The organism is Nonomuraea diastatica, from assembly GCF_004349015.1.
In the GTDB taxonomy this organism is placed as follows: Bacteria; Actinomycetota; Actinomycetes; order Streptosporangiales; family Streptosporangiaceae; genus Nonomuraea; species Nonomuraea diastatica.
The window spans coordinates 20744-43114 of sequence record NZ_SMKP01000079.1; the positions used below are offsets into that span (position 1 = coordinate 20744).

General features: G+C 71.3%; 18 protein-coding genes. 15 read left to right on the forward strand and 3 right to left on the reverse strand.

What is annotated here, in order from left to right; all coding sequences use genetic code 11:
- Nucleotides 1-33 precede the first annotated feature (33 nt).
- From E1294_RS26260 to E1294_RS26295, 8 genes are all read left to right on the forward strand, one after another.
- Nucleotides 34-696: a TetR/AcrR family transcriptional regulator gene (locus tag E1294_RS26260; RefSeq protein ID WP_246083293.1), complete on the forward strand. Its 663-nt coding sequence runs from the start codon at nt 34-36 to the stop codon at nt 694-696.
- Between the two features lie 199 nt (nt 697-895).
- The gene (locus E1294_RS26265; protein ID WP_220447945.1) at nt 896-1309 is read left to right on the forward strand and encodes an alpha/beta fold hydrolase; all 414 of its coding nucleotides are present in this window, start codon (nt 896-898) and stop codon (nt 1307-1309) included.
- A 415-nt stretch (nt 1310-1724) separates the two neighbouring features.
- Entirely contained in the window at nt 1725-3209 is a 1485-nt protein-coding gene (locus E1294_RS26270; RefSeq protein ID WP_132512573.1) for a CehA/McbA family metallohydrolase, read from the forward strand.
- 27 nt (nt 3210-3236) lie between these two features.
- The gene (locus E1294_RS26275) at nt 3237-4247 is read left to right on the forward strand and encodes an extracellular solute-binding protein (protein WP_132512575.1); all 1011 of its coding nucleotides are present in this window, start codon (nt 3237-3239) and stop codon (nt 4245-4247) included.
- Complete coding sequence (locus tag E1294_RS26280; RefSeq protein ID WP_132512577.1) at nt 4247-5941, forward strand: ABC transporter permease; 1695 nt, start codon at nt 4247-4249, stop codon at nt 5939-5941. Before E1294_RS26275 ends, E1294_RS26280 begins: the two co-directional genes overlap by 1 nt.
- Nucleotides 5942-5954: 13 nt before the next feature.
- A complete protein-coding gene (locus tag E1294_RS26285; protein WP_132512579.1) occupies nt 5955-6995 on the forward strand; it encodes an ABC transporter ATP-binding protein in 1041 nt (346 codons plus the stop codon).
- Nucleotides 6996-7118: 123 nt separating this feature from the next.
- The gene (locus tag E1294_RS26290) at nt 7119-7625 is read left to right on the forward strand and encodes a methyltransferase family protein (protein ID WP_132512581.1); all 507 of its coding nucleotides are present in this window, start codon (nt 7119-7121) and stop codon (nt 7623-7625) included.
- 173 nt (nt 7626-7798) lie between these two features.
- Nucleotides 7799-11848: a hypothetical protein gene (locus E1294_RS26295; protein WP_132512583.1), complete on the forward strand. Its 4050-nt coding sequence runs from the start codon at nt 7799-7801 to the stop codon at nt 11846-11848.
- A gap of 79 nt (nt 11849-11927) precedes the next feature.
- Here the strand turns inward: E1294_RS26295 and E1294_RS26300 are convergent, their stop codons facing one another.
- Nucleotides 11928-12203: a hypothetical protein gene (locus tag E1294_RS26300; protein WP_132512585.1), complete on the reverse strand. Its 276-nt coding sequence runs from the start codon at nt 12201-12203 to the stop codon at nt 11928-11930.
- Between the two features lie 109 nt (nt 12204-12312).
- Between E1294_RS26300 and E1294_RS26305 the strand changes: the two genes are divergently transcribed.
- Nucleotides 12313-13293: an acetylxylan esterase gene (locus E1294_RS26305; RefSeq protein WP_132512587.1), complete on the forward strand. Its 981-nt coding sequence runs from the start codon at nt 12313-12315 to the stop codon at nt 13291-13293.
- A 54-nt stretch (nt 13294-13347) separates the two neighbouring features.
- Here the strand turns inward: E1294_RS26305 and E1294_RS26310 are convergent, their stop codons facing one another.
- On the reverse strand, nt 13348-13635 hold the full coding sequence (locus E1294_RS26310) for a HesB/IscA family protein (protein ID WP_132512589.1): 288 nt from the start codon (nt 13633-13635) through the stop codon (nt 13348-13350).
- Between the two features lie 138 nt (nt 13636-13773).
- Here E1294_RS26310 and fxlM point away from each other — a divergent pair, with 138 nt between their 5' ends.
- Entirely contained in the window at nt 13774-14916 is a 1143-nt protein-coding gene (fxlM, locus tag E1294_RS26315) for a methyltransferase, FxLD system (RefSeq protein WP_165977483.1), read from the forward strand.
- Between the two features lie 349 nt (nt 14917-15265).
- Complete coding sequence (locus E1294_RS26320; RefSeq protein ID WP_220447946.1) at nt 15266-16243, forward strand: DUF2382 domain-containing protein; 978 nt, start codon at nt 15266-15268, stop codon at nt 16241-16243.
- Between the two features lie 73 nt (nt 16244-16316).
- Here the strand turns inward: E1294_RS26320 and E1294_RS26325 are convergent, their stop codons facing one another.
- The gene (locus E1294_RS26325; RefSeq protein ID WP_132512595.1) at nt 16317-18137 is read right to left on the reverse strand and encodes an exo-alpha-sialidase; all 1821 of its coding nucleotides are present in this window, start codon (nt 18135-18137) and stop codon (nt 16317-16319) included.
- Nucleotides 18138-18369: 232 nt separating this feature from the next.
- On the opposite strand from E1294_RS26325, the gene E1294_RS26330 reads away from it, so the two are divergent.
- The 4 genes from E1294_RS26330 to E1294_RS26345 form a co-directional block, all read left to right on the forward strand.
- Nucleotides 18370-19269, forward strand: coding sequence for a hypothetical protein (locus E1294_RS26330; RefSeq protein ID WP_132512597.1), 900 nt, complete (start codon nt 18370-18372; stop codon nt 19267-19269).
- A 68-nt stretch (nt 19270-19337) separates the two neighbouring features.
- Nucleotides 19338-19646: a hypothetical protein gene (locus E1294_RS26335; protein ID WP_132512599.1), complete on the forward strand. Its 309-nt coding sequence runs from the start codon at nt 19338-19340 to the stop codon at nt 19644-19646.
- Between the two features lie 42 nt (nt 19647-19688).
- Complete coding sequence (locus E1294_RS26340; RefSeq protein ID WP_132512601.1) at nt 19689-21089, forward strand: FAD-binding oxidoreductase; 1401 nt, start codon at nt 19689-19691, stop codon at nt 21087-21089.
- Between the two features lie 107 nt (nt 21090-21196).
- On the forward strand, nt 21197-22371 hold a 1175-nt coding region (locus E1294_RS26345; protein WP_132512603.1), incomplete at its 3' end, for an MFS transporter.

The window sequence follows — 22371 nt, forward strand, 5'->3', positions numbered from 1 at the left end:
GCGTAACGTAATATAATGGGTAGACTCGGGCTCGTGCAACCACGTCAGGAGGGGCGGGCCCCGCGTACGGGCCGCCCGCGCGACCCGCAGATCGGCCGGACCGTGCTGGACGCGACCCTGGCCGTGCTCGACGAGGCCGGCTACACCCGGCTCACCATCGAGGAGGTCGCCCGGCGCGCGGGCGCGACCAAGCCGGCGATCTACCGCCGCTGGCCCGACCGGCGGCGTCTCGTCCTGGCAGCGCTGGCGACCCGGCTCGGCACCGCCCGCACGCCCGACACCGGCTGCACACTCTGCGATCTCAACGAGGGGATCAACGTCTTCGTCGCGGCGTTCCGCCGGATCAGGCCCGGCGTGCTGGAGCCGCTGTTCGCCGACTGCGCGGCCGAGCCGGAGGCGCGCGAGACGTTCATGACGACGTTGTTCGACCCGCCGAGAGCGGCGGTGGCCGAGATGATCGAGCGTGCGGTGGCGCGCGGCGACCTGCGGGCCGACCTCGACCGCGAGCTGGTGCTGGACATGCTGGGCTCGCTGGTGCACTACCGCGCGCTGTTCGGGCACGCGCCGATCACCGGGGACCAGGTGGAGAGCGCCGTCGAGGCGGTGCTGGGCGGGATCGCCACCGACTACCCGGCCCTGCTGGCGCACAGCCGCGAGGTCGCGGGCGATCCGCGGACCCACGCCGCCCACGGGTAGCCGCCCGGCTCCCGCCTCTCAGCGCCGGGCGGCCCCGGGTGGTGACCCGGGGCCCGCTTCGCCGTGCCGCCGGCGGGCCGAGGCCGCCCTGACCGGCGATCTCGGCGAAAATCGGTTCCCTTCCTGGGGCTCTCAAGTAAATCTATGGGTCCTAGGTTTTATCCTAGGACCAATAGGCACCTCGAGAAGGAGTTCCGCCATGACAGAACCGACGACCGGCACGCTGCGGGTCAACGGCGCGAGCCTGCACTACGAGGTGCGCGGCCAGGGCCCGCTCCTGCTTCTCATCCCCGGAGGGTCAGGCGGGGCGGCGTCCTTCGACGGCGTCGCCGGCGACCTGGCCGCTCACTACACGGTCGCGACCTACGACCCGCGCGGCATGCCCCGGAGCACGCTGGACGATCCCGGGGCCGAACAGCGGGTGGCCGAGCACGCCGACGACGCGCTGCGGATCCTGGACCTGCTGTCGCCCGGCGAGCCCGCCCGCGTCTTCGGCGCCAGCTCGCGTGCGGCCAGGACTCGCGCGGCGAACTGCCCTACCGCCCGGCCGCCTTCCTGGCCGAGCGGCTCGGCATCGAGCTCGTGCATTTCCCCGGCGGGCACACCGGCCTGACCACGCACCCCGCCGAGTTCGGCGAGCTTCTTCTCAAGAGCTTGCGCACCTGAGCACCGCATGGAACCTCGGCGGCGGCCCGCCGCAGAGCCGACGACACCACCCGCGCCGAGCTGAGAGACACACCGTGAGAGATCTTCCCCGACCCGGCGACGACCGTCATCGACGGCCCGTCCGGCCGCATCGCCGTGGCCGACCACGGCGGGCACGGCCCCGACGTGGTGCTGATCCACGGCGCCAACCGCTCCTTGCTCGGCTGGGAGCCGCTGCGCCGCGGCTGCGGCCAGGAGCAGGGCGCTTCCGGCTCACGGGTAGACAACAGATTGCCCTTATGTCTTAACAAATCGTTGACATTCCGTTCATCTGATAGATAGAAAGCATTAACCATTCAGACAGGGGCGGAGGCGGGCACCGCATGATCGGGGGGACCGAGCTGCTCTCGGTGACGACCACCCTGCCGGAGCCGGCGTTCGACCTGCACTACCTGCACTACCCGCTCGACGTCCCCGAGGGGGTGAGCGAGCTGGAGCTGGTGCTGGAGTACGACAAGGTCGTCGACGTCGTGCAGATCTACGCGGTGCTGCTGGAGCCCGACGGCACCTTTCGCGGCCACGTCCAGTGCCCGGGAGGTCCTGGCCCGCGCCGGCTGGTGATCAGGGTGGGCGCGGACGGCGCCGGTCCCGGCTGCGTCGCCGGTCCCGTCCCGGCCGGCCGCTGGACGGTGCGGCTCGACCTCGACCGGCACAAGGCGGCGGCGCCGTACACGCTGACCGTACGCGCGGCGCAGACCCCCGCGGCGGCCGAACCGGCACGCGGTGCGGCGACAGGAGTGGCACGCGGTGCGGCGGCAGAGCCGGCGACACGGCCGGGAGGCCGGGAGGCGCGCCCGCGGCCGCCGATCGGCGGCCCCGGCTGGTACCGCGGCGAGCTGCACAGCCACTCCGCGCACTCCGACGGCCGCCGGCCGGTCGCCGACCTGGTGCGTGCCGCCAAGGAGGCGGGCCTCGGCTTCCTGGCCGTCACCGACCACTTCACCGCCGCCCACTGGCTCGATCTCGACGCCCATGACGACATCGTGCTGCTGCACTCCATGGAGCTGACCAGCCACCGCGGCCACGCCAACCTGCACGGCCTGACCCGCTGGGTCGACACCTACGTCGACCGTCCAGGCCACACCATGGTCGACGTCGCGGCCGACGTGCACGAGCAGGGCGGCCTGGTCTGCGTCAATCACGCCTTCAGCGGCGACCAGGCCTGGCGGCGCTTCGACACCCCCTGGGACGCCGTCGACCTCATCGAGATCGCCCACCTCCAGCAGGGCGCCAACAACGACGCCCAGATCGGCCTGTGGGACCGCCTGCTGACCTCGGGCCACCGGGTGATCGGCGTGGCGGGCAGCGACTGCCACGATCCGGCCGACCCCGGGCAGGCGCTCGGCCAGGTGGTCACCGTCGTGTACGCGGACGAGGGCAGCGAGCGCGGCATCGTCGAGGGCCTGCGGCGGGGACGCGTGCGCGTCTGGCGGGGCGCGGACATCGACACGCGCGTCAACGGCGCCCCCATGGGCGGAACCGCCGCGGCGCCCGGCGGGCGGGTCCAGATCGACGTGGACGTGCGGGCGGACGAGCCCGTCGTGGTGTTCGTGTTGCGCGACGGACTGCTGATCAACGTCGTCCCTGCGGCCGACAAGCCAGGGGAGTGGCAGCGGATCACCGTCGAGGACCGGATCACCGTCGAGGACCGGCTCGCCGCCCCCGGCGACCACTCCGGCGCTTACTACAGGGCTGAGGTCCACGCCGACCCCGGCAGGAACGACCCCCAGTTCTGGGCGAGCTCCCTCAGGGACCACGGCTCGCTGCGGGCCGCGGGCAACCCGGTCTGGGTGCGCCCTGACGGTTGAAACCCCCCTCGTGTCAGGAGAGAGTTCATGCGGTATGCCACCACGCTCGGCGCCGGCCTGCTCGTGCTGGTCCTCACGGGCTGCTCGGGCGTGCTGACCAACAACGCCACCGCGGGCAAGAGCGATGACAAGACGGTGACGCTCTACTCGGTGAGCGGCCCAGAGGTGACCGATCCGATCCTCGGCGCGTTCAAGACCAAGCACCCCGACATCAGGGTCAACAAAATCGGCCTGCCGGGCACCGGGGAGGCGTTCGCCCGGGTGCGGGCCGAGAAGGACCGGCCGCTCGGCGACGTGATCTGGGGTGGCTCGTCGGAGCTCTACACCGCCAACGCCGACCTCATCGCCCCCGTCGAGCTGCCGAACGACGCCGCCACCGTGGCCAAGGACCCCGAGTACATCTGGCACGCCACCGACCTGCTCTTCCAGGCGATCGCCGTGAACACCGACAAGTTTTCCGACGCGGCCAAGCACCCGAAGACGTTCGAGGACCTGGCGGAGCCGGGGTACGCGGGTGGGAAGGTGGCCTTCGCCACGCCCAAGTCGTCGGGCACGTCCTACAGCCTGCTCACCACCATGGTCACCCTGCATGACTGGGACTACGTCGATCGCTTCGTCAAGAACGCCCGCATGCTCGACGGCTCGACCGCGATGTTCAACATGGTCAAGGACGGCGAGGTCGGCACGTCGTTCATCAACGAGGACCTGGGCGCCAAGTGGATCGACGCCGGCGTGAAGATCAAGCTCATCTACCCCGAGGACGGCGTGTCCGGCCAGATCGGCTCCGCCGGCATCATCAAGGGCGCCCGGCACGAGGCGGCCGCCAAGACCCTCGTGGACTTCCTCATGTCGAAGGAGGCCCAGCAGATCATGGTCGACCAGGTGCAGCGCCGCTCGTCGCGTGGCGACGTGCCCGCCCCCAAGGGCCTGCCGGCGGTCGAGCGGCTCAAGCGGGCGGACGTCGACGAGACGTGGGCGGCGGAGAAGAAAGACGAGATCCTCGCCAAGTTCGACGACGCCGTCAAGAGCGCGGGCTGATGGCGGCCTCCACGACCGCGCGGGGACGGCCGGGCCGGCGGTCCCGGTCGAACTGGCGCGACCCGTGGCGCCTCGCCGGGCTGATCGCGCTGCTCATCCTGCTGATCTTCATCGTCTACCCGCAGGCGTGGATCGTCAGGGCGGCGTTCACCGACGACGCGGGCGCGTTCACGCTGGCCAGGTTCGGCGCGTTCGTCACCGACGCGCGGTTCACCGAGCCGCTGCTGCACAGCGTCGTCGTCAGCCTGGCGGTGGGCGCGGGCGCGGCGCTGGTGGCGGTGCCGCTCGCGTTCGTCATGGCGCGTTACCGCATCCCCGGCCGGCAGGGCGTGCTCACCATGCTCACGATGGCCACCACCTCGCCGCCGTTCCTCGGCGCGTACGCGTGGCTGCTGCTGCTCGGCAGCGGCGGCATCGTCACCAGAGCCGCCAGGGAGGCCGGCCTGCCCCTGCCGTTCGAGTCCATTCTCGGCGTCGGCGGCATCATCTGGGTCGGCGTGTGGTTCACCTTCGCACTGATCTTCCTCATGGTGTACGACGCGTTCAGGGCGGTGGACCCGGCGCTGGAGGAGGCCGCGGCGTCCGTCGGGTCGACGCCGTGGCGCACCCACGGGAAGGTGACGCTGCCCCTCGCCGTGCCCGCCATCGCCACCGGCTGCTACCTGGCCGCGATGCGGATCTTCGCCGACTTCGGCACGCCGATGCTGATCGGCGGCGGCTACTCGATGTTGCCGGTCGTGGTGTACCAGAACTTCATGTCCGAGGTCGCCGCCAGCCCAGGCGTGGCCGCCACGGCCAGCCTCATGATGGTGCTCGTCTCCGGGCTGGCGCTGGTGGCCCAGCGCAGGATCGTGGCCAGGCGGTCGTTCGCCGTGACGGGGGGCAGGGACCAGCCGCTGCGCGAGCTGCGCCGCGGCCCCAAGGCGCTGGTGCTGATCGGCATCTGGACGGCGCTGCTGCTCGGGTTCGTGCCGCATCTGGTGGTGGTGCTCACCAGCTTCCTGCGCTGGCAGTCGGGCATCCTGCAGTGGGAGCCGACGCTGGAGAACTACCGGCGGCTGTTCGAGGAGTCGCTGCAGCCCATCGTGCTGAGCTTCGTCTTCGCCGGCATCGCCTGCCTGGTCGCGCTCGTGCTGGGCGTCGTGGTGGCCTACATCGTGGCGCGCAAGCGGTTCAGGATCTCAGGACCGTTGCTGAACAACCTCGTCATGGTGCCGTACATCCTGCCGGGCACGGTCTTCGCGATCGGGTTCATCCTGGCCTTCAACCACCTGCCCGTCATCCTCACCGGCACCGCGCTGATCATCGTGGTGGCCTACTTCATCCGGCGGCTGCCGTACGTGATGAAGTCGATCGAGACCGCGCTCGGGCAGGTGCACCCGTCGCTGGAGGAGGCCGCGATGAGCGTGGGCGCGCCGCCGCGGCGCAGCTTCCGCGACATCGTCGTGCCGATCATCAGGCCCGCCGTCATCTCCGGCGGCACCGTCGGATTCCTGCAGATGATCACCGAGCTGTCGGCCACCGTCATGCTGTACGCGGTGCCCTGGGTGACCATGACCGTGGTCATCTTCACCAACGCGATGCAGCCGGGCAGCCCGTTCGGCGTCGCCTCGGCCATGACCACGGTGCTGCTGGTCTCGGTCTACGTCCCGCTCTACCTGCTGCGCCGTCGCTACAAGACGGTCTCCCTGTGATCCGGAGCTCATCATGGACATCAGCATCGAAGGGGTCTCCAAGACGTTCGGGGAGACCACCGCGCTCGAGTCGGTCGACCTGTCCGTGCCGTCGGGGCGGCTGGCCACCCTGCTCGGCGCGTCCGGCTGCGGCAAGACCACGTTGTTGCGGATCATCGCCGGGTTCGAGACCGCCGACACCGGCGCCATCCGCTTCGGTGAGCGCGACATCGCCAAGGTCCCCGTGTGGAAGCGCCGCATCGGGTTCGTGTTCCAGAGTTACGCGCTCTGGCCGCACATGACGGTCGCCGAGAACGTCGCGTACGGGCTGCGCCTGCGCAAGCTGCCGAAGGAGGCCGTCGCGGAGAAGGTCGCCACGGGCCTGGCCATGGTCGGGCTCACCGGCAGGGAGCAGCGCCGGCCCGGACAGCTCTCCGGCGGCCAGCAGCAGCGCGTGGCCCTGGCCAGGGCGCTCGCCCTCGAGCCCGACGTGCTGCTCATGGACGAGCCCCTGTCCAACCTCGATGCCAAACTCCGCGTCGAGATGCGCAGGGAGATCCGCCGCATCCAGCAGGAGACCGGCATCACCGCCGTCTACGTCACCCACGACCAGGACGAGGCCCTGGAGATCTCCGACCTGGTCGCCGTCATGAACGGCGGCCGGGTCGAGCAGATCGGCGCTCCCGAGAACGTCTACGAACGGCCGGAGACCACGTTCGTGGCCTCATTCGTCGGCAGCGTCACCCTGCTGCGCGGTCAGGTCACCGACGACGGCGACCTCGCGCTCGGCAGCGGCGGGAAGGTCGGGTTCGGCCGGCCGCTCGGCCCGGCCGGGGCCGCCGTGCACGTGGCGCTGCGTCCCGAGGATCTGCGCATCGTCGAGAACGGCCAGGCCCAGTTCACCGGCAAGGTCGTGCGCAGCAGCTTCCAGGGCGGCACCAGGGAGTCGGTCGCCGAGCTGCCCGGAGGGGAGCTGCTCGCCTTCGAGCACCGCCGTCCCCTGGCCACCGGCGCCACCGTGGGCCTGGTGGCCGAGAGGTTCACCGTCGTCGGCGAGGACACCGGCGTCGCCTGAGGGGTTCGCCCGCGAAGCCCACGAGGTCCACGTAGATCCACGTAGATCCACCTCCGACCCGTTGACGGCCTCCATCCCGCTTCATAAACTCATCACATAGTGAATTGAGTAAGGAGCGGTCTCATGCGCAGAAGTCCCGCCGCGGTCGTCAGCTCCCTGTTCTTCGCCGCCGGGCCCGGCACCGTCACGGGCCTCGTCCCTTACTGGATCAACGGCTGGCAGGTCCACGACCCCCTGCCTGGCGCGGCCATGCTCCCGATCAGGGTGCTCGGCGCGGTGCTCGTGCTCGCGGGAGGTGTCGTGGTGGCGGGCGCGTTCCTCAAGTTCGTGGTCGAGGGGTTCGGGACGCCGATCCCGGTCGCCGCGCCCGACCGCCTGGTGGTGGGCGGCTTCTATAGGTATGTGCGCAATCCCATGTACGTGGCGATCTTCGCGGCCATCGTCGGCCAGGCGATGGTGTTCGGTGACCCGTGGTTGCTCGTCTACGCCGCCGTCATGGCGATCCCTGTCGTCTCGTTCGTCCGCTGGTACGAGGAGCCGGAGCTGCGCAGGCGGTTCGGCGCCGAATATGACGATTACCGCTCGCACGTGCCCGGCTGGTGGCCGCGGTTCCACCCCTACCAGCGCTGACGTGCCCCAGGGGAGTCTCCCGGTTCTCGCGGCAGTGACCGTGAGTGATCATCGGAGTCAGAAAACTGGAGTTCCAAGATAGGAACCAGTTTGACGGCCAGTGAGGGAATGTGGTCGGCTCGTGACCTATGTTTCTGATGGGATGAATTAGACCGGTCCGGGGAGAACGCTACATGCCGCACGCCCTCCTGCGCGTGCTCGTCTCGACGTCCATCGCAAGTGCCGCGGCCCTGGTGGCCGTGCCTCCGGCCGTCGCAAAAGCCGAGATCGCCCCAACTGGGGTCGCATCAGCCGCAGTCCAGAAGAATGCGGCGAAGGTCCGTCCCGTGCCCGCCGTCGGGGAGCCGGCGCCCGCCACGGTCACCGTGCCCACCCGCGAGTCGCTCGCGCTCCGGCCCGCCGGAGACGACGGGGTGGGGCCTCAAGCGCCCGAGGTGACCACCTCCGCAGGCCCCGGGCTCGTCCAGGAGATCGCCGCCCAGGCCGCGGCCGTCCAGAAGGAGCAGGGTCTCGGCGCCAACGCGCCCGACGCACGTGACGTGCTGCCCGACACCTCCCGGGCCGAGACGCTGACGCTCATCAAGCCGCTGGCGTCCGTGCTCAAGTCGTTCGGCGATCTCGGCAAGGCCGTGCCGGGGCTGACGTACCGGCTCTGTGTCGAGAGCGAGAGCGTGCCGGTGTCCTGCTCGATCTCCAAGCCCGTCGGCGTGCCGGTCGCCGCCGACGTGACGGGGGACGTCAAGCCCGACCTGGCCGCCGACCTCGTGCCCACCGCCAGCCCCGCCAATGGGTCCGTCGGGCTCGGGTTCGCCGTCAGGCGGCTGTCGCAGGAGAACCTCAAGGCCCGGGTCTGGGCCGAGTACGACGGCAAGGTGTCGGTCGGGTTCGACGGGCTGAAGCGCGGATCGTCCCTGTCGGCCAGCGACTGGGGGAACTTCACCGTCGACATGGAGGGCAGGCGGGTCAAGGCGAGCATCACGCGCAAGGAGCCCGGCGAGTCCGCGGCCATGATCGCCGGCATGACCGGGCGCAGCGCGGTGAGCCTGCGCCAGACGCCCGCCACCGAGAAGCTGACCGTCAACGCCGCGCTCGACACGCCCACGCTGGACGTCGCCGCCTCCTCGCCCGCCACGCTGGACGCGCTCGCCGTGAACGGCCGCCGGTTCGTCCACGCGGTGCTCGACAAGATGGCGGCCCGCGCCGAGGTGAACCTTTCCGGCGGCCAGATCCGCTTCTCCAGCTCGTCGGCCGCCGCGCGCGCCCGCCTGAACTCCTTCACCTACCGCGACGGACGGTTGTCGAAGGTGGTCAGCGCCGAGCTCGAACGCGTCCCGCGCTCCTTCGTGGCCAAGTACGGCTCCGGCAAGAGCAAGCAGACCGTGTCGGTCAACGCCGGCGCGGGCCGATCGCGCGCCGGGGCCGCCAGCTTGGTCTATTACGACAGGAACGCGTCCCAGACCGTGGTCAAGACGGAGCTGAGCGCTCTGCCGGCCAAGGTGCGCCTGGTCAACGACCTGACCGAACATCGTGTCACGCACAAGACGAGCTCGCCGGTCGGCAAGTTCGAGGCGGTGCTGCAGCGTAACGGGGGCGCCATCTCCAGCCCGCGCGGCGGCCACGTCACCATGATCAAGAACGGTGCGGCGGTCGGGGTCTCCGCGCTGCTGTCGGGCCTGTCCGCGTTCGACGTCACGTACGGCGGTAAGCCGCACGCCCACCTGGAGGTCGACTCCAGCGGCCGCTCGTTCATCGGCGCGGCCAGCCTCGACGGCATCCACGTGGCCAGGATGGAGATCTCGAACACGCCCGCCACCGTCGACGTCACGCTCGACCCCGCCGCCAGGAAGGCGGCCTTCCGGGCCAGCGGCGAGATCAAGCGTATCCACGCCGCCTACGCCAACCTGAAGTCCGGCCCCACCGTGGACGGCACCCTCATGGGCGTGCACGACGACGTCAAGGCGTCATGGGAGCTGGGCGAGCGGTCCACGATGCGGGTCGCCGCGTCCAAAAAGCTCGACGAACTGCGGATTTATGCCAATAAAGCGTACGTGAAGCAGCCGACCGGCGAGGACCTGCGGGTGAGCGCCAAAGGCTTGGGCAAGCAGGCCGAGCTCGTCGCCGACACGAAGGCGGGAACGCTCACCTGGACCGCCGCCGCCCCGATCGACAAGGTGACGGCGCTGGCCAGGGTCAAGCTCGGTGACCGCTACGTGAGGGCCGCCGCCGACGTACGCGACGTGCCGGCCCGCTTCGACGCCTCGTGGAACGCCACGTCCTACCGCTTCCGCGGCCAGTCGGGCCCCGTCGGGACGGCCGAGCTGGCCTTCACCAACCACGACGGCGCCAAGTCGCCCACGGGCCCCCACCTGGCCGCGCACTACGACCAGGCTTCCGGCGACATGGACGCCAGCGTGCTGGTCAACGGGCTCGAACACGTCGAGTTCACCCCGGCCGCCGAAGGCTTCGCCGCCGACTTCCGCTCGGCCAAGCAGACCCTCGCCGTCGACGCCGACGTCACCCGAGGCGACACCCGCTTCGGCCTGATCGGCACGCTCGGACCCGCGCCCGGCCGCCTGGCCGTCACCTCCGCCGGCGGCAAGCTCACGTACGAGGGCTCCCGCCTCGACGTGCGCGCCCGCGCCTGGCTGGGCAAGGTCGCGGCACTCGACCGCATGCGGGCCGCCCCCGCCCTGCCCGGCGGCGGCGTGTCCCTGGTGGACGGAGGCTGCGCCACCGGATCGAAGGGCTGCTCCCCAGGGCCCTTCTGCACGCCGCAGCGCGGCTGCTACGGGCTCCAGGGCTACCTGGACGTGACCGGGTTGCCCCAGCAGGTCTCGGTCGACCTGGCGGGCAAGACGTTCGGATTCTCCGGGTTCAGCCCCAAGCGCAAGAGCCTGGGCGTCTACCTGGCCAGCAGCGTGCTGGCGCCCGTGCCGATCAAGGCCAGGGCCACCCTGACCGGGCTGCCCTCCAAGATCACCAGCATGGCGCTGGGGCCGTTCGACGTCGCCAAGGGCAACGCCGTGAACGCCGGATACCGCATCGAGCCCGCCGCCACCCTGGGCAGCCTCGACGTGCACGCGGAGTCGGGCGGGGTGCGCGGCAGGGTCGCGGTCGATCCGGTCCCCGCCGCCGTGGCCGTCCAGGGCACGTACGGCGCCAAGACCCGCATCCGCGTGACGAACTCCGCTGCCGTCGAGCGCCTCAGCGCCAAGGTCACCCTGCCCGGCAAGGGCACCGGCGAGCTGCGTTTCTCCGACGTGCCCGCCCGGTTCGGGGTGGACGCCGACGCCTCCGGTGCCGGGTTCAGCGTGCCGGCCGTCACGTACAAGGCGCTGGGCGGCGTCAACACCCTCGACGGCTATCTGGGCGTGGAAGGCGGTCTGATCGACCCGAAGGGCCGCCTCGGGGACGTGGCGGTCGCGGTCAAGAACCTGGCCTCCGACACCACCATCCGCATGAACCCCGACCAGTCGCTCAACCTCGTCTCGAAACCCGTCGCCACCGGCCGCATCACGCTGCGCGCCGGACTGCGGATGGACCCGGTCGCCAAGCAGCGCATCGCGGTGAGCAAGGAGGTCCCGCACACCAAAGGCTTCCTCACCTACCAGGTGGCCGGCCAGTTCGGGCTCGGCAAGAGCGCGGTCGACGACGTCGCGCTGTCGGTGCAGGGCATGTCGTGGTTGCGGATCAGGCCGGGCAAGATCCCGTTCGGCATGAAGGCGCCACCCGCCCTCGGCTACGTGACGCCCGCCTTCGAGGGGAACTACGGACGGCTGAAGCTGTCGGCCGATGGTGTCGACCTGCGGCCGGACGTCTCCCTGGACGTCAAGCTGAGCAGGGACATCGGCAACGATCTCTTCCACGAGTCGGTACGGATCGGCGGCACCAAGTCGCTCGCCATGCGCCGCTACGACCAGCGGATGAGGCGCATCGGGGCCAAGCAGGAGATCAAGGCCGCCGGGTTCAGCGTGGCCTGCCTGACGGTGGACGCCAAACCCGGTTTCGTCGCCGGGGGCGGCAAGAACTCCATCACCCTGCGCGGCGCCGACGGTCCTCAGATGGTCTCGCTGCTCGACCCCGGGGGGCAGGTGCCGGACTACGCGGTGGACCTGCTGACGCACTTCATGAGCCCGTTCCCGGGCGCGGAGTGGAAGGTGGCGAACACCAAGGCGGGCGCCTGCGACGCCGGCGGCGACTCCTCGCGACCGGAATCCCGCTGACGGCCCGGTCAGGAGGCGCGGTCAGGACGGCGCGGTCAGGACGGCGCGGTCACGGGACGGCCCGGTCGGGAGGGTGCGGTCAGGGGAGGGAGCGGCCCAGGCGCAGCCGGACGCGGTTCCCGTGCCGCACGCTCTCGCGTACGGTCCACACGCGCTCGTCGATGACGGTGCCCCTGGCCGTCATGTAGCCGCCCATCCTGAGCACCGGGCGCCCGGTGTCGTCGCTCACCAGCTGCGCCCGCGACTCGGAGTCGTCGCCGAACAGCACGAGGAAGTCGAAGGCGCCGGCGGGGGCGTCCAAGACCAGGCCGGGATAGAGGTGCGAGTAGGGAACTTCGACCACGTGTTCAGTCACAGGTGATCGCCTACCCGGCGGAGGCTCGTTCGAACAAAGGGGTGCGGGATAGCGCTTACCAGCGCTATGCGATGAAATGTCATTGATCCCGCTACAGGTTGGAGACCTCGTGCCCCTGTTCGACATGCCCCTTGAGCAACTCCGCGGCTACCTTCCCGACCGCGACGAGCCCGCCGACTTCGACGCGTTCTGGTCCCGCACCCTGGCCGAGACCGCGGAGTCCGGGCCGGCCGCCGAGTACGTCCCGTACGACCTGCCCTTCGCCGCCGTGAACGTGTTCGACGTCTCGTTCACCGGCTGGGGCGGTCACCGGATCAACGGCTGGTTCCTGCTGCCGAAGGGCGCGGACGGCCCGGTGCCGTGCGTGATGCACTACATCGGCTACAGCGGCGGGCGCGGATTCCCCAAGGACCACCTGATGTGGCCGGCCGCCGGATACGCGGTGTTCGTGATGGAGACGCGCGGCCACGGCGGCGGCAACGTGGGCAGCCCCGGCACCACCGGCGACCCGCACGGCAGCGCGGGACCGCAGGCGCCGGGCATGATGACCCGCGGCATCCTCGACCCGGACGACTACTACTACCGGCGCGTCTTCACCGATGCCGTCAGGGCCGTGGACGCGGCGATCGAGCACCCGGCGGTCGACGCCGCGCGCATCATCGTCTCGGGCGGCAGCCAGGGCGGCGGCATCGCGCAGGCCACCGCCGCGCTGCACCCGTCGGTCAAGGCCGCGCTCATCGACGTGCCGTTCCTGACCCACTTCAGGCGCGCCGTCGAAATCACCGGGCGTGATCCGTACCAGGAGCTGGTGCGTTTCCTCGCGACCCGGCGCGACACCGCGGACCAGGTGTTCCGCACGCTGTCGTACTTCGACGGCCTGAACTTCGCGGCGCGCGGGCGGGTCCCGGCGTTGTACTCGGTGGCGTTGATGGACGACGTGTGCCCGCCGTCCACGGTGTTCGCCGCCTACAACCACTGGCAGGGTCCCAAGGAGATCACGGTGTGGCCCTGGAACAACCACGAGGGCGGCGGCGGCTTCCAGTCCGAGGAGCAGTTGCGCTATCTCGACAAGCTGCTCGGCGACGGCTGAGCGGACACCCGCCGTGCCGGACCGCCGATCGGGTCCGGCACGGCGGAGGCCGCGTCAGGCGCTCTGCTCGGTGACCAGGAAGGACACGCTCCCCTGGTCGTCGGCTCCGGCGTCCAGGGACTTGTCCTCCAGCACAGTGGCAGCCACCGGATCGAGGTAGACCCGAGCTCCTTCCGACTCGACCACCTCGTCCGCCGGTTCCGGGGCGGTGGCCAGGGAAAGGGTGAGCGAGCTCGCGCCCTCGCCCTGAGACGAGATGCGGATCCCGCTCTGGGTGGGCTCGGGCGCGGCCGCGGTCAGGTCGCGGATCGCCTGGGCTGCGTTGGCTGTCAGGGTGAGCACTACGGCTCCTCCTCACGTTCGACGTTCACGAGTTGGCTGCCCTTCCCTCCTCGCTCCGGCTCAACCCTTCGTGACCATTTCTTTACCAACTTCTCGGGAAGGGCGCGGCCGCACACCGGCTCGTGGACAATGGGGCCCATGGAATTCGCGGCGCTGCGGGAAGGCATGGTGGCGGCGCTGCGCGAGCGCGGGCACGTCGGCGAGCCCGTGGCCGCCGCGCTGCTCGCGGTGCCCCGCCACCTCTTCGTGCCCGGCGTCGACCCCGAGGACGCCTACCGCGACCAGCCCATCGTCACCAAACGCGACGAGGCGGGCCGGCCGATCAGCTCGTCCTCCCAGCCCGCGATCATGGCGACCATGCTCGACCAGCTCGGCGTGCTGCCCGGCCACCGGGTGCTGGAGATCGGCGCGGGCACCGGCTACAACGCCGCGCTGCTCGCCCGCCTGACCGGTCCCGCCGGCCGGGTGGTGAGCGTCGACATCGACGCCGACGTCGTGGCCCGGGCCAGGAACCACCTCGCCGCCGCCGGGACACCCGAGGTCGAGGTGGTGTGCGCCGACGGCGCCCAGGGGCACCCGCCGCTCGCCCCCTACGACCGCGTGATCGCCACGGTGGGCGTCTGGGACCTGGCCCCGGCCTGGCTGGAGCAACTGGCGCCGGCGGGGCGGCTGGTGGTGCCGCTCGACCTGCGCGGCGTGCAGGTGTCGGTGGCCATGGAGCGCGCCGAGAGCTGCTGGGAGAGCGTGTCGGTGGTGCCGTGCGGGTTCATGCGGATGCGCGGCCCGTTCGCCGGCACGGAGGCGATCGTGACGGTGCGCCGCGACCCTGAGCTGACGCTGACCCTGCCGGAGCCGCGGGAGGTCGGCGACGTGGCGGCCGCGCTACAGGCCGCGCCCACCGAGATCGACACCGGCGTGATCGAGCACGCGCCGCCGTTCATGGCGGGCCTGGGCGTCTCGTTGTGGCTGGCGCTGCACGAACCCCGCTGGTGCGCGCTGAGCGGCAGGCTGGGCCCGGGATACGGCGCCACGGCGGGCATACTCGGCGACGGTGGCATCGCCCTGCTGGCCGTTCAGGAAGGGCCGCTGGTGGCCCGCGGTCACGGACCCGGCGGCGCCGGGCTGGCGGCCGACCTGGCCGGGCACGTGAGGGCATGGGACGCGGCCGGCCGCCCGGAGGCGGGCACGCTGCGCGTCCGGGCGTACCAGGGGCCCGTTCCCGGCGGCGGGGCGGCCGTCATCGAGAAGCGCCACACCACCCTCGCGTTGAGCTTCCTGTAGGGGCCCCGCGCCCGTCCGCCGAACGCGGGGGCGGCCGGCGCGCCCACGGTGGCCGACACGGCCTCATGGCGGGGCATGAACGGCCGCGAAGGGCTGCGAACGGCTGTGAAGGGCTGTGAAGGGCTGTGAAGGGCTGTGAAGGGCTGTGAAGGGCTGTGAAGGGCTGTGAAGGGCTGTGAAGGGGCGAAGAGGCCGAACGGACGTGAAGGCGCGCGAAAGGGGACGGTGTGTCTCTTGAGTAATGCCCGTATGAGGCCAAAAACTGCCCGACCACATGTGGATTTATGGCGATATGGGGTATTTGTCCTGTTTGAAACCAGGACGAGCGCATTGGGGGATCGTCGTGGCAATGGAAACAGAGATCCGCAACCTGCTCGACTGCCACGTGGTGGGGTCGGACGGTCAGTCGATCGGCAAGGTGGGCCAGGTCTACCTCAATGATCGCTCGGGCGAGCCGGAGTGGGTGACCGTACGCACGGGGCTCTTCGGTATGAAGCAGACCTTCGTACCTCTGGCCAACGCCCGTCGCTCGGGAGAGGAGATCAGGGTCCCCTTCGACAAGGAGATGATCAAAGGCGCGCCGAACATCGACGTCGATGACCGCCTCACGATCGACGAGGAGGCCAACCTCTACCGCTACTACGGCATGCGGCCCTCGGGTGTCCCGCAGCAGCGCGCCGGCGAACCGCGTACCGGACGGACCCCGGTCACGGGCGAGCGGCCCGACAGGCCCGCAGACGCGCCCCGCGACGACCTCATCACCGGAGGCGCGGCGGGCGGCACAGCGGGCAAGGAGACGGCCGGAGGGGGCGACGTGGGGGAGACGGGCCGCCGGGACTTCGCCGGCAGGACGGCCGGTCCCGACGTCACCGGCGAACGGCTCACCGGCGACCTCGCCGACGCGAACGACATCTCCATGATCAGGTCGGAAGAGCGGCTTCGCATCGGCAAGGAGAGCAGGGAGACCGGCCGCGTCCGCCTCCACAAGTACGTCGACACCGAGACCGTCCGCGAGACGGTGCCGCTCTCGCGCGAGGAGTTCGTGATCGAGCGTGAGCCCATCCGTGAAGGGGACGCGACGGCGGCGCAGGAGATCGGCGAGGAAGATCGCGAGATGGTCCTGCACGAGGAGCGTCCGGTCGTCGGCAAGGAGAGCAGGCCGGTCGAGCGGATCCATGTTCACAAGCGGGACGTGCAGCACGAGGAGACCGTCGAGGGCCAGATCCGCAAGGAGCGGCTGGAGATCGACGAGGACGGGGTGACCAGCGACAGGGACGCCGACGGGATGTTCGGCCACCGCGGGGGTGACCTACCTCCGGAGCGGTGACATACGGGGCAGTGGCGCCGGACGCGCCGCTGCGGACCTTACCGGCAAAAGCCCCGGTCGCTGGTGAGAGGCATCAGCGCCCGGGCTTTTCCGTGCCGCTGGCGGCGGGCGTCAGCGCCCGGGCCTTTCCGTGCCGTCCGGGCCCGGCTCCGTACAGCTCGACCTCGTTGAGCATGCTGCACGAGCGGCCGATCTCGGGGTCGCAGTCCCGCGTGCGCGCAAGGATGATCTTGACGTGCCGGCCCGTGCGCTCGACCTCCGAGTAACGCATCGCGTAGTCGGTCCTGCCGGTGACAATGAGCGCCGGCTCCCCCCAGGAGCGGCCGTCCCGGGAGATGTACACGCGGGCTCCGGCCGGACGCCCGGGGCGCAGGCTGAGCCCGATCCGGGTGAAGGCGTACGGCCGGTCCAGATGCAGGACGTACCGGCCGCGGCCGGCGGCGACCGCGGCCGACCAGTAGGCCGTGCTGCCGTCGAAGGCCGCGGCGGGCCGTGTCCTGGGCCGGTAAGGGCTGGCCCACGTCATGGTGGTGTCGATCGTGAGGTCGCCGCGCCGGCGCATCGCCGCCAGGTCCAGCAGACCGGGGCCGGGCGTGGCCACGGTGAACACGCGGCGCTTGATCGCGTACCAGCCGCCGTGCTCGAACCGGCCGTGCGCCGGGCAAGCCGTCTCGTTGAGCCGCCCGTCGGGCCGCACGCCTGGGAGTTTGCAGTTGTCGAAGACCTGGATCAGCCGGTGCGGGCCGAGGGCGGCCACGCCGGTGTAGCCGGACGATCCGTGCGTGTCCCAGATGCCGTCACGGTTGTGGTACGTCACCCTCGGCTCCTGCCACGCCTCGCCACGCCCGTCGGGGGAGACGGCCAGCCAGTTGTCCGGCCGCCCCGCGCTCAGCACGAGGACGCCCGCCGGGGTCAGCAGCAGCCTCGGCGCCACCCCGCGCACCACGCAGTCCCTGTCAGCGAAAGGGGCGCCGGAGCGGCCGGTGAAGCGCAGCTCGCGCGCCGGCGACCAGGTGCGGCCGCCGTCCAGCGAGCGGCTCTGGCGCAGGGTGGAGTATTTCCCGCCGTCGTGGCGCAGCACGGCCAGCAGGCTGCCGTCCACGGTCTGCGCGACGGCCGCCTCGGTGTAGGCGAACCCCTCGGCCGGCGTGGCGATCACCCCGCGCCGCGAGAACGTCGCCCCGCCGTCCTCGCTGGCGTACACCTCGGCCTGGTACGCCCCCGTGCCGCTGTAACGGGCGTAGAGCGTGATCAGGATCGTGCCGCCGGCGAGCTGGATCGGCGTCCCGTGCACGGCCCCGCCCGGCAGCAGGTCGCCCGGCGTGGTCAGGGTCGCCTCGGAACGCAGCCAGCTCTCGCCGTCGTCCAGCGAGGACGAGGTGAGCACGCCCAGGGCGGCCGTGTGCGGGCCCGTCCTGGCCGGATAGTACTCGGTGGCGAAGAAGCGGCCGTCGTGCAGCTCGATGGGCGATTCGCGCAGCGGCGTCCGGCTCGGCGGGCCGAAGCCGGCGCCGCCGTCGTCCGAGACCGCCGCCGCGTTGGTGAGGGTCACGACCTCGTCGACGTTCGTGGAGTAGGTGACGATCACCTTCCGCTCCGGAGCGCCGCCACGGCCGGTCACATCGAGCACCGACACGTTCGGGAAGCCGGCGAAGTCGAGCCGCTCGGAGGCCGTCGGCTCCCGCGCGGGCGGCCGCGGAAAAGGATGGACGAGATCGGGTGAGGAAGCACTGGCGATCAGGTAACCCTCGCCCGATGCGGGCTGGTCGGGCAGCAGGCAGTAGCCAGGCCGCGCCCGCGCCGGCGCAGGCGCGCCGGGCGGCCTCACGGCCGCCGACAGGGCCATCGACAGGGCCATCGACAGGGCCGTGACCACGGTTGTGTGCACCAGCACCGGCCTCGCCTTTCGCCCGTACGCCAACGGTACGGACTCTAGATCACCTCGCGCCGGTAACCCGGCATTCACCTGCGGGGAGTCGCTGGTTCACGTCTGGACAGCCGATGGGATTCATGCCATTCGTAAAGTGACAGTTGACAGAGAACCGCTGCCTGACGACGATCGAGGCGGCACCATTAAGTGTGAATTTACGTAGGTCGAAAGACCACGGGTTGGGAGGTGGCCCCAGATGAGCATCGAGCCCAGGGCGCAAGTGGCCCCAGAGCGTGTGCTGCCAGGCCCGGTGCCCGTCGCGCCGGAGGTGGCCGCGCAGCAGCGCGTGGTCCAGCGGATCTGCGCCAGGGTGGCCCCCGAGGGCATGGAGATCGGCGTCGGCGACCTGCCGCCCGGCGGGCTGCAGGTGTGGATCGAGACGCCGGTGGACGCCGGTGCCGCACCGGAGCCGTGGGTGCTGCACCACCGCATGGCCCGCGAAGTGGCGCTGGTCGGCTGGCACTGCGAGGCGGACGCCGACCGCCTGCTGGTCCTCGGCTGGAGCGCCGCCTGCCTGCACAACCGCGTACGCCTGCTGCAGAGCGGGCTGCGCCGCTTGGCCGACTTCGGGCACACCGCCCAGCGGGCCGTGCAGCTCGACGGGCAGGACCCGGACGACGAGCCGCCCGCGCAGGTGGCCACGGCCGTCTGCGCCTCGATCGAGCGGCGGCTGCGCTGGCCGGAACGGCTGGCCGAGCTCGCCGGGTTCGAGCGCAGCTCCGAGCTGTCGCATCTGCAGCTCCTCCTCGCGCAGGTCGCCGGCCTGGAGGCGAAGGTCGCCCGCGCCTGCGAGGAGCACCTCGTCATGGCGCGGGTGCTCGCCCGTGCCGTCTGCGAGCAGTACGCGCGGCACCGCGACCTGCCCCGCGCGCAGCGGGACGTGCTGACGGAGTCGCGCCGCTGGGTGCACGCCAGCACCATGATCCGTGGCTCGGCCGGCGCCCGGCCGAGCACCCCAGGCGTCGGCCGCCCTCACATGGGGCTGGCAGAACGCCGCATCGCCGCGAGCGTCATCAACCACGGCGTGCCACGCGTGACCCGCGCGGCCGCCGCTCCACGGGCCGAACACCTCGGCCGTACGGAGGACGCACGCTGACCTCGATCCGCTCAAGGGCGAGCGGTCACCCGGAAACCCCACACAAGTCCGGTAGGAGAGCTCCCGTCATGCGAACCCCCCCGCACCTGCCCGCCCGCGCCAGGCACGAGCCCCGAGACACCGAGCCCCGAGACACCGAGCACCGGGACACCGGGCACCGGGACACCGGGCACCGGGACACCGGGCACGCCCGGCGCCACCCGTACGGCCTGCACGAGATCCCCGCGCAGGCCGGGCCGCACGGCACGCTCGCCTTCCCCGACACCCTCCCCCCCGACGAGCCCGACGAGTACGTCGAGCAGCGGCTGCTCGAGATCAGGGAGATGTCCAACCAGGCCATCGGCTCCATCGACGACCTGCTCCAGCACACTGCCTGAAGTGTGCCCCCATCGAGCGATATCTGATCTTTGAGGAGAGTCATGCAGGATCTGTCGCGACCGGAGCTGAGGTCGCGTGACGTCGGGGGACACCAGCCACGCTCCCTGGCGGGCATCGAGACGCCGCGCACGCTTGACGAGGTACGCGCGCTCGTACGCCAGGCCATGACGGCCAGGCGCCGCCTCTACCCGATCAGCACCGGCAGGAACTGGGGCATGGGCTCGGCCATGCCGGTCACCGACGACAACCTGGTCGTCGACCTCGGCGGCATGAACCGCGTACGCAGCCTCGACCTCGAAGCCGGATTCGCGGTCATCGAGCCGGGAGTGACCCAGGCACAGCTCGCCGAGGTGTTGCGCGGCACCCCCTGGATGCTGAACGTCACCGCCTCGTGCGCCGACACCTCCGTCATCGGCAACGCGCTCGACCGCGGCGACGGCTGCATCCGCTCCCGCGTCCACGACGTCGCCGGGATCGAGGCCGTGCTGGCCGACGGCAGCGTCGTCACCACGGGCGGGCTCGATCCCGCGGGGCGCTACCACGGGCGGGTCGCCGGGCCGGACCTGACGTCCTCGTTCGTCCAGCACAACCTGGGCATCGTCACCGCCATGGCCGTCTCGCTCGTGCCGCGTCCGCAGACCGTCGCTCTCGTGCACGGCCGCATCCCGCGCGACCAGGTGGCCGTCGCGGTCGGCGCGATGACCGGGTTCCTGCGCCGCGGCAACCCGGCCGAGGGACTGATGCGCGTGCGCGAACTGTCGCTCACGCCCGGCCACGGCGACTGGGCGCTGCCCGCCGGCGTCGACCCCGGCCTGTTCACCATCCTCGGGCCGCTCATGGGCAGCGACGCCACGGTCGAACTGGCCGAGGAACTGCTGCGCAAGGCGCTCATCGAGGTCGAGGGCGCCGAGGCGCTGCGCGTGGCCGACGCCACCGAGGTCGACGCCGGCGACCCGCTCTACCCCAGAGCGCTCATGGCCCAGGGCATCCCCACCTGCATGGGCGTGCACAACGCGCTCGGCGTGACCTCCTGCGACCAGATCGACGAGGGCCCGATGGGCTTCCTCGCGCTGCTGCCGCTGATGCCCATGCACGCGCGGAAGACCGAGCACGTCCTGGCCGCCCTGCAGACGGCCGTCGACGCGCACACCACCGCCCTCATGGTCGAGTGGAACCTGGTGAGCAGGCACATGGCCAACGGCGTCATGCAGATCTTCTTCGACCGCGGGGCGCCCGACGCCCCCTACCGGGCACACCAGCTCCGCAACGACGGCAGCTGCGTCCTGCGCGCCAACGGCTGCGCCATCTACCGCTCCGACATCGACCACGCGGCCGCCGACGTCTGGTCCGAGACCAGCACCGCCAGCCTCGGCATGCTGCACAGGCTCAAGACGGCGCTCGACCCGGACGGCCTGCTCTCTCCCGGCCGGTACGGCGCCTGACCCCACCCATCCTGATCCGCCGTCCGCACAGCCGGAGTGTGCCGGGCGGCCGGGCAACCGAAGATCCACACCGAAGATCCACACCGAGATTGACAGGGAGGGACCACGTGCGTTCGTCACCAGCGGCCGTCCGGGGAACGAGCACGGCCGGCGCTGACCGCCGTCACGGCGTGATGCTGCGGCTGGTCGGTGCGGGTGTCATGTTGACGGTGATGGCCGACACCACGGCCACCACCCTGGCAGTCGGAGTGCTGCGGTACACGCCCGCCGGCGCGGGCATGCCGCTCGGTGACCTGGTCTGGCTGACCAGCGCGGCGTTCATCCCGATCGCGGCGCTGCTGGCCACCGCGGGCCGGTGGGCCGACCTGTTCGGCCGCCGGCGGGTGCTGGCCGTCGGCCTTGTGGTGTTCGTCCTGGGCGGGATCGCCGCCGTCACCGTGGAGCCCTGGTCGTACGTGCTGGCGGCGCGGGCGGTCCAGGGCGCGGGAGCGGCCGCGATGATCCCGGCCAGCCTCGGCTTGCTGCTGGGAGAGCTGCCGGAGTCGGAGCGGCGCGGCGCGATCGCGTTGTGGAGCTCCGCGTCCGGCCTCGGCTGCCTGCTCATGCAGGCGGGCGGCGGCTGGCTGGCCGCCTCCGTCGGATGGCGGGCGCTGTTCATCCCCGACGTCGTCATCGGCGTCGCGCTGCTGATCGCCTGCGCCTGGCTCCCATCCGGCAGGCGGGCCGGCGCCAAGGGCGTCCCCGACGTGCTGGGCGCCTGGCTGCTCGCGGCCGGCATCGCGATCATCGTGCTGGCCATCTCCAAGGCGATGGCCTGGGGCACGGACGTGTTGTGGCTCGCGCTCGCCGCGCTGGCCCTGCTGGGCGGCGCGCTCGCGCAGGCCAGGCACCACCGGCTCCCCGCCATCGACCTGGCCCTGTGGCGGCGGCCCCGCTTCGTCTGGGGCTGGCTGGCGACCTGGGGCTTCGGCGCGCTGTCGTACGGGCTGCTGACCGTGCAGCCGCTCTACCTGCTGCACCTCGGCTATCCCATGCTCGAAGTGGCCATGTGGCTGACGCCCACGTCGGTGGCCGTCGTCGTGTCGAGCTTCCTGGCCGGGCGGCTCATCAAGCGCATCGGCCCCTACGGGCTGATCTACGCGGGCTCCCTGCTCTGCGGCGGCGCCTGCGTGCTCGTGCTGACGCAGTCAGGGCCCACCGTGTGGGGCCTGATCGCCAGCGTCGTGGTCGGGGTCGGCGTCGGCGCGCTCGCCCCCGGCACCTCCGTCGCCACGACCCTCGC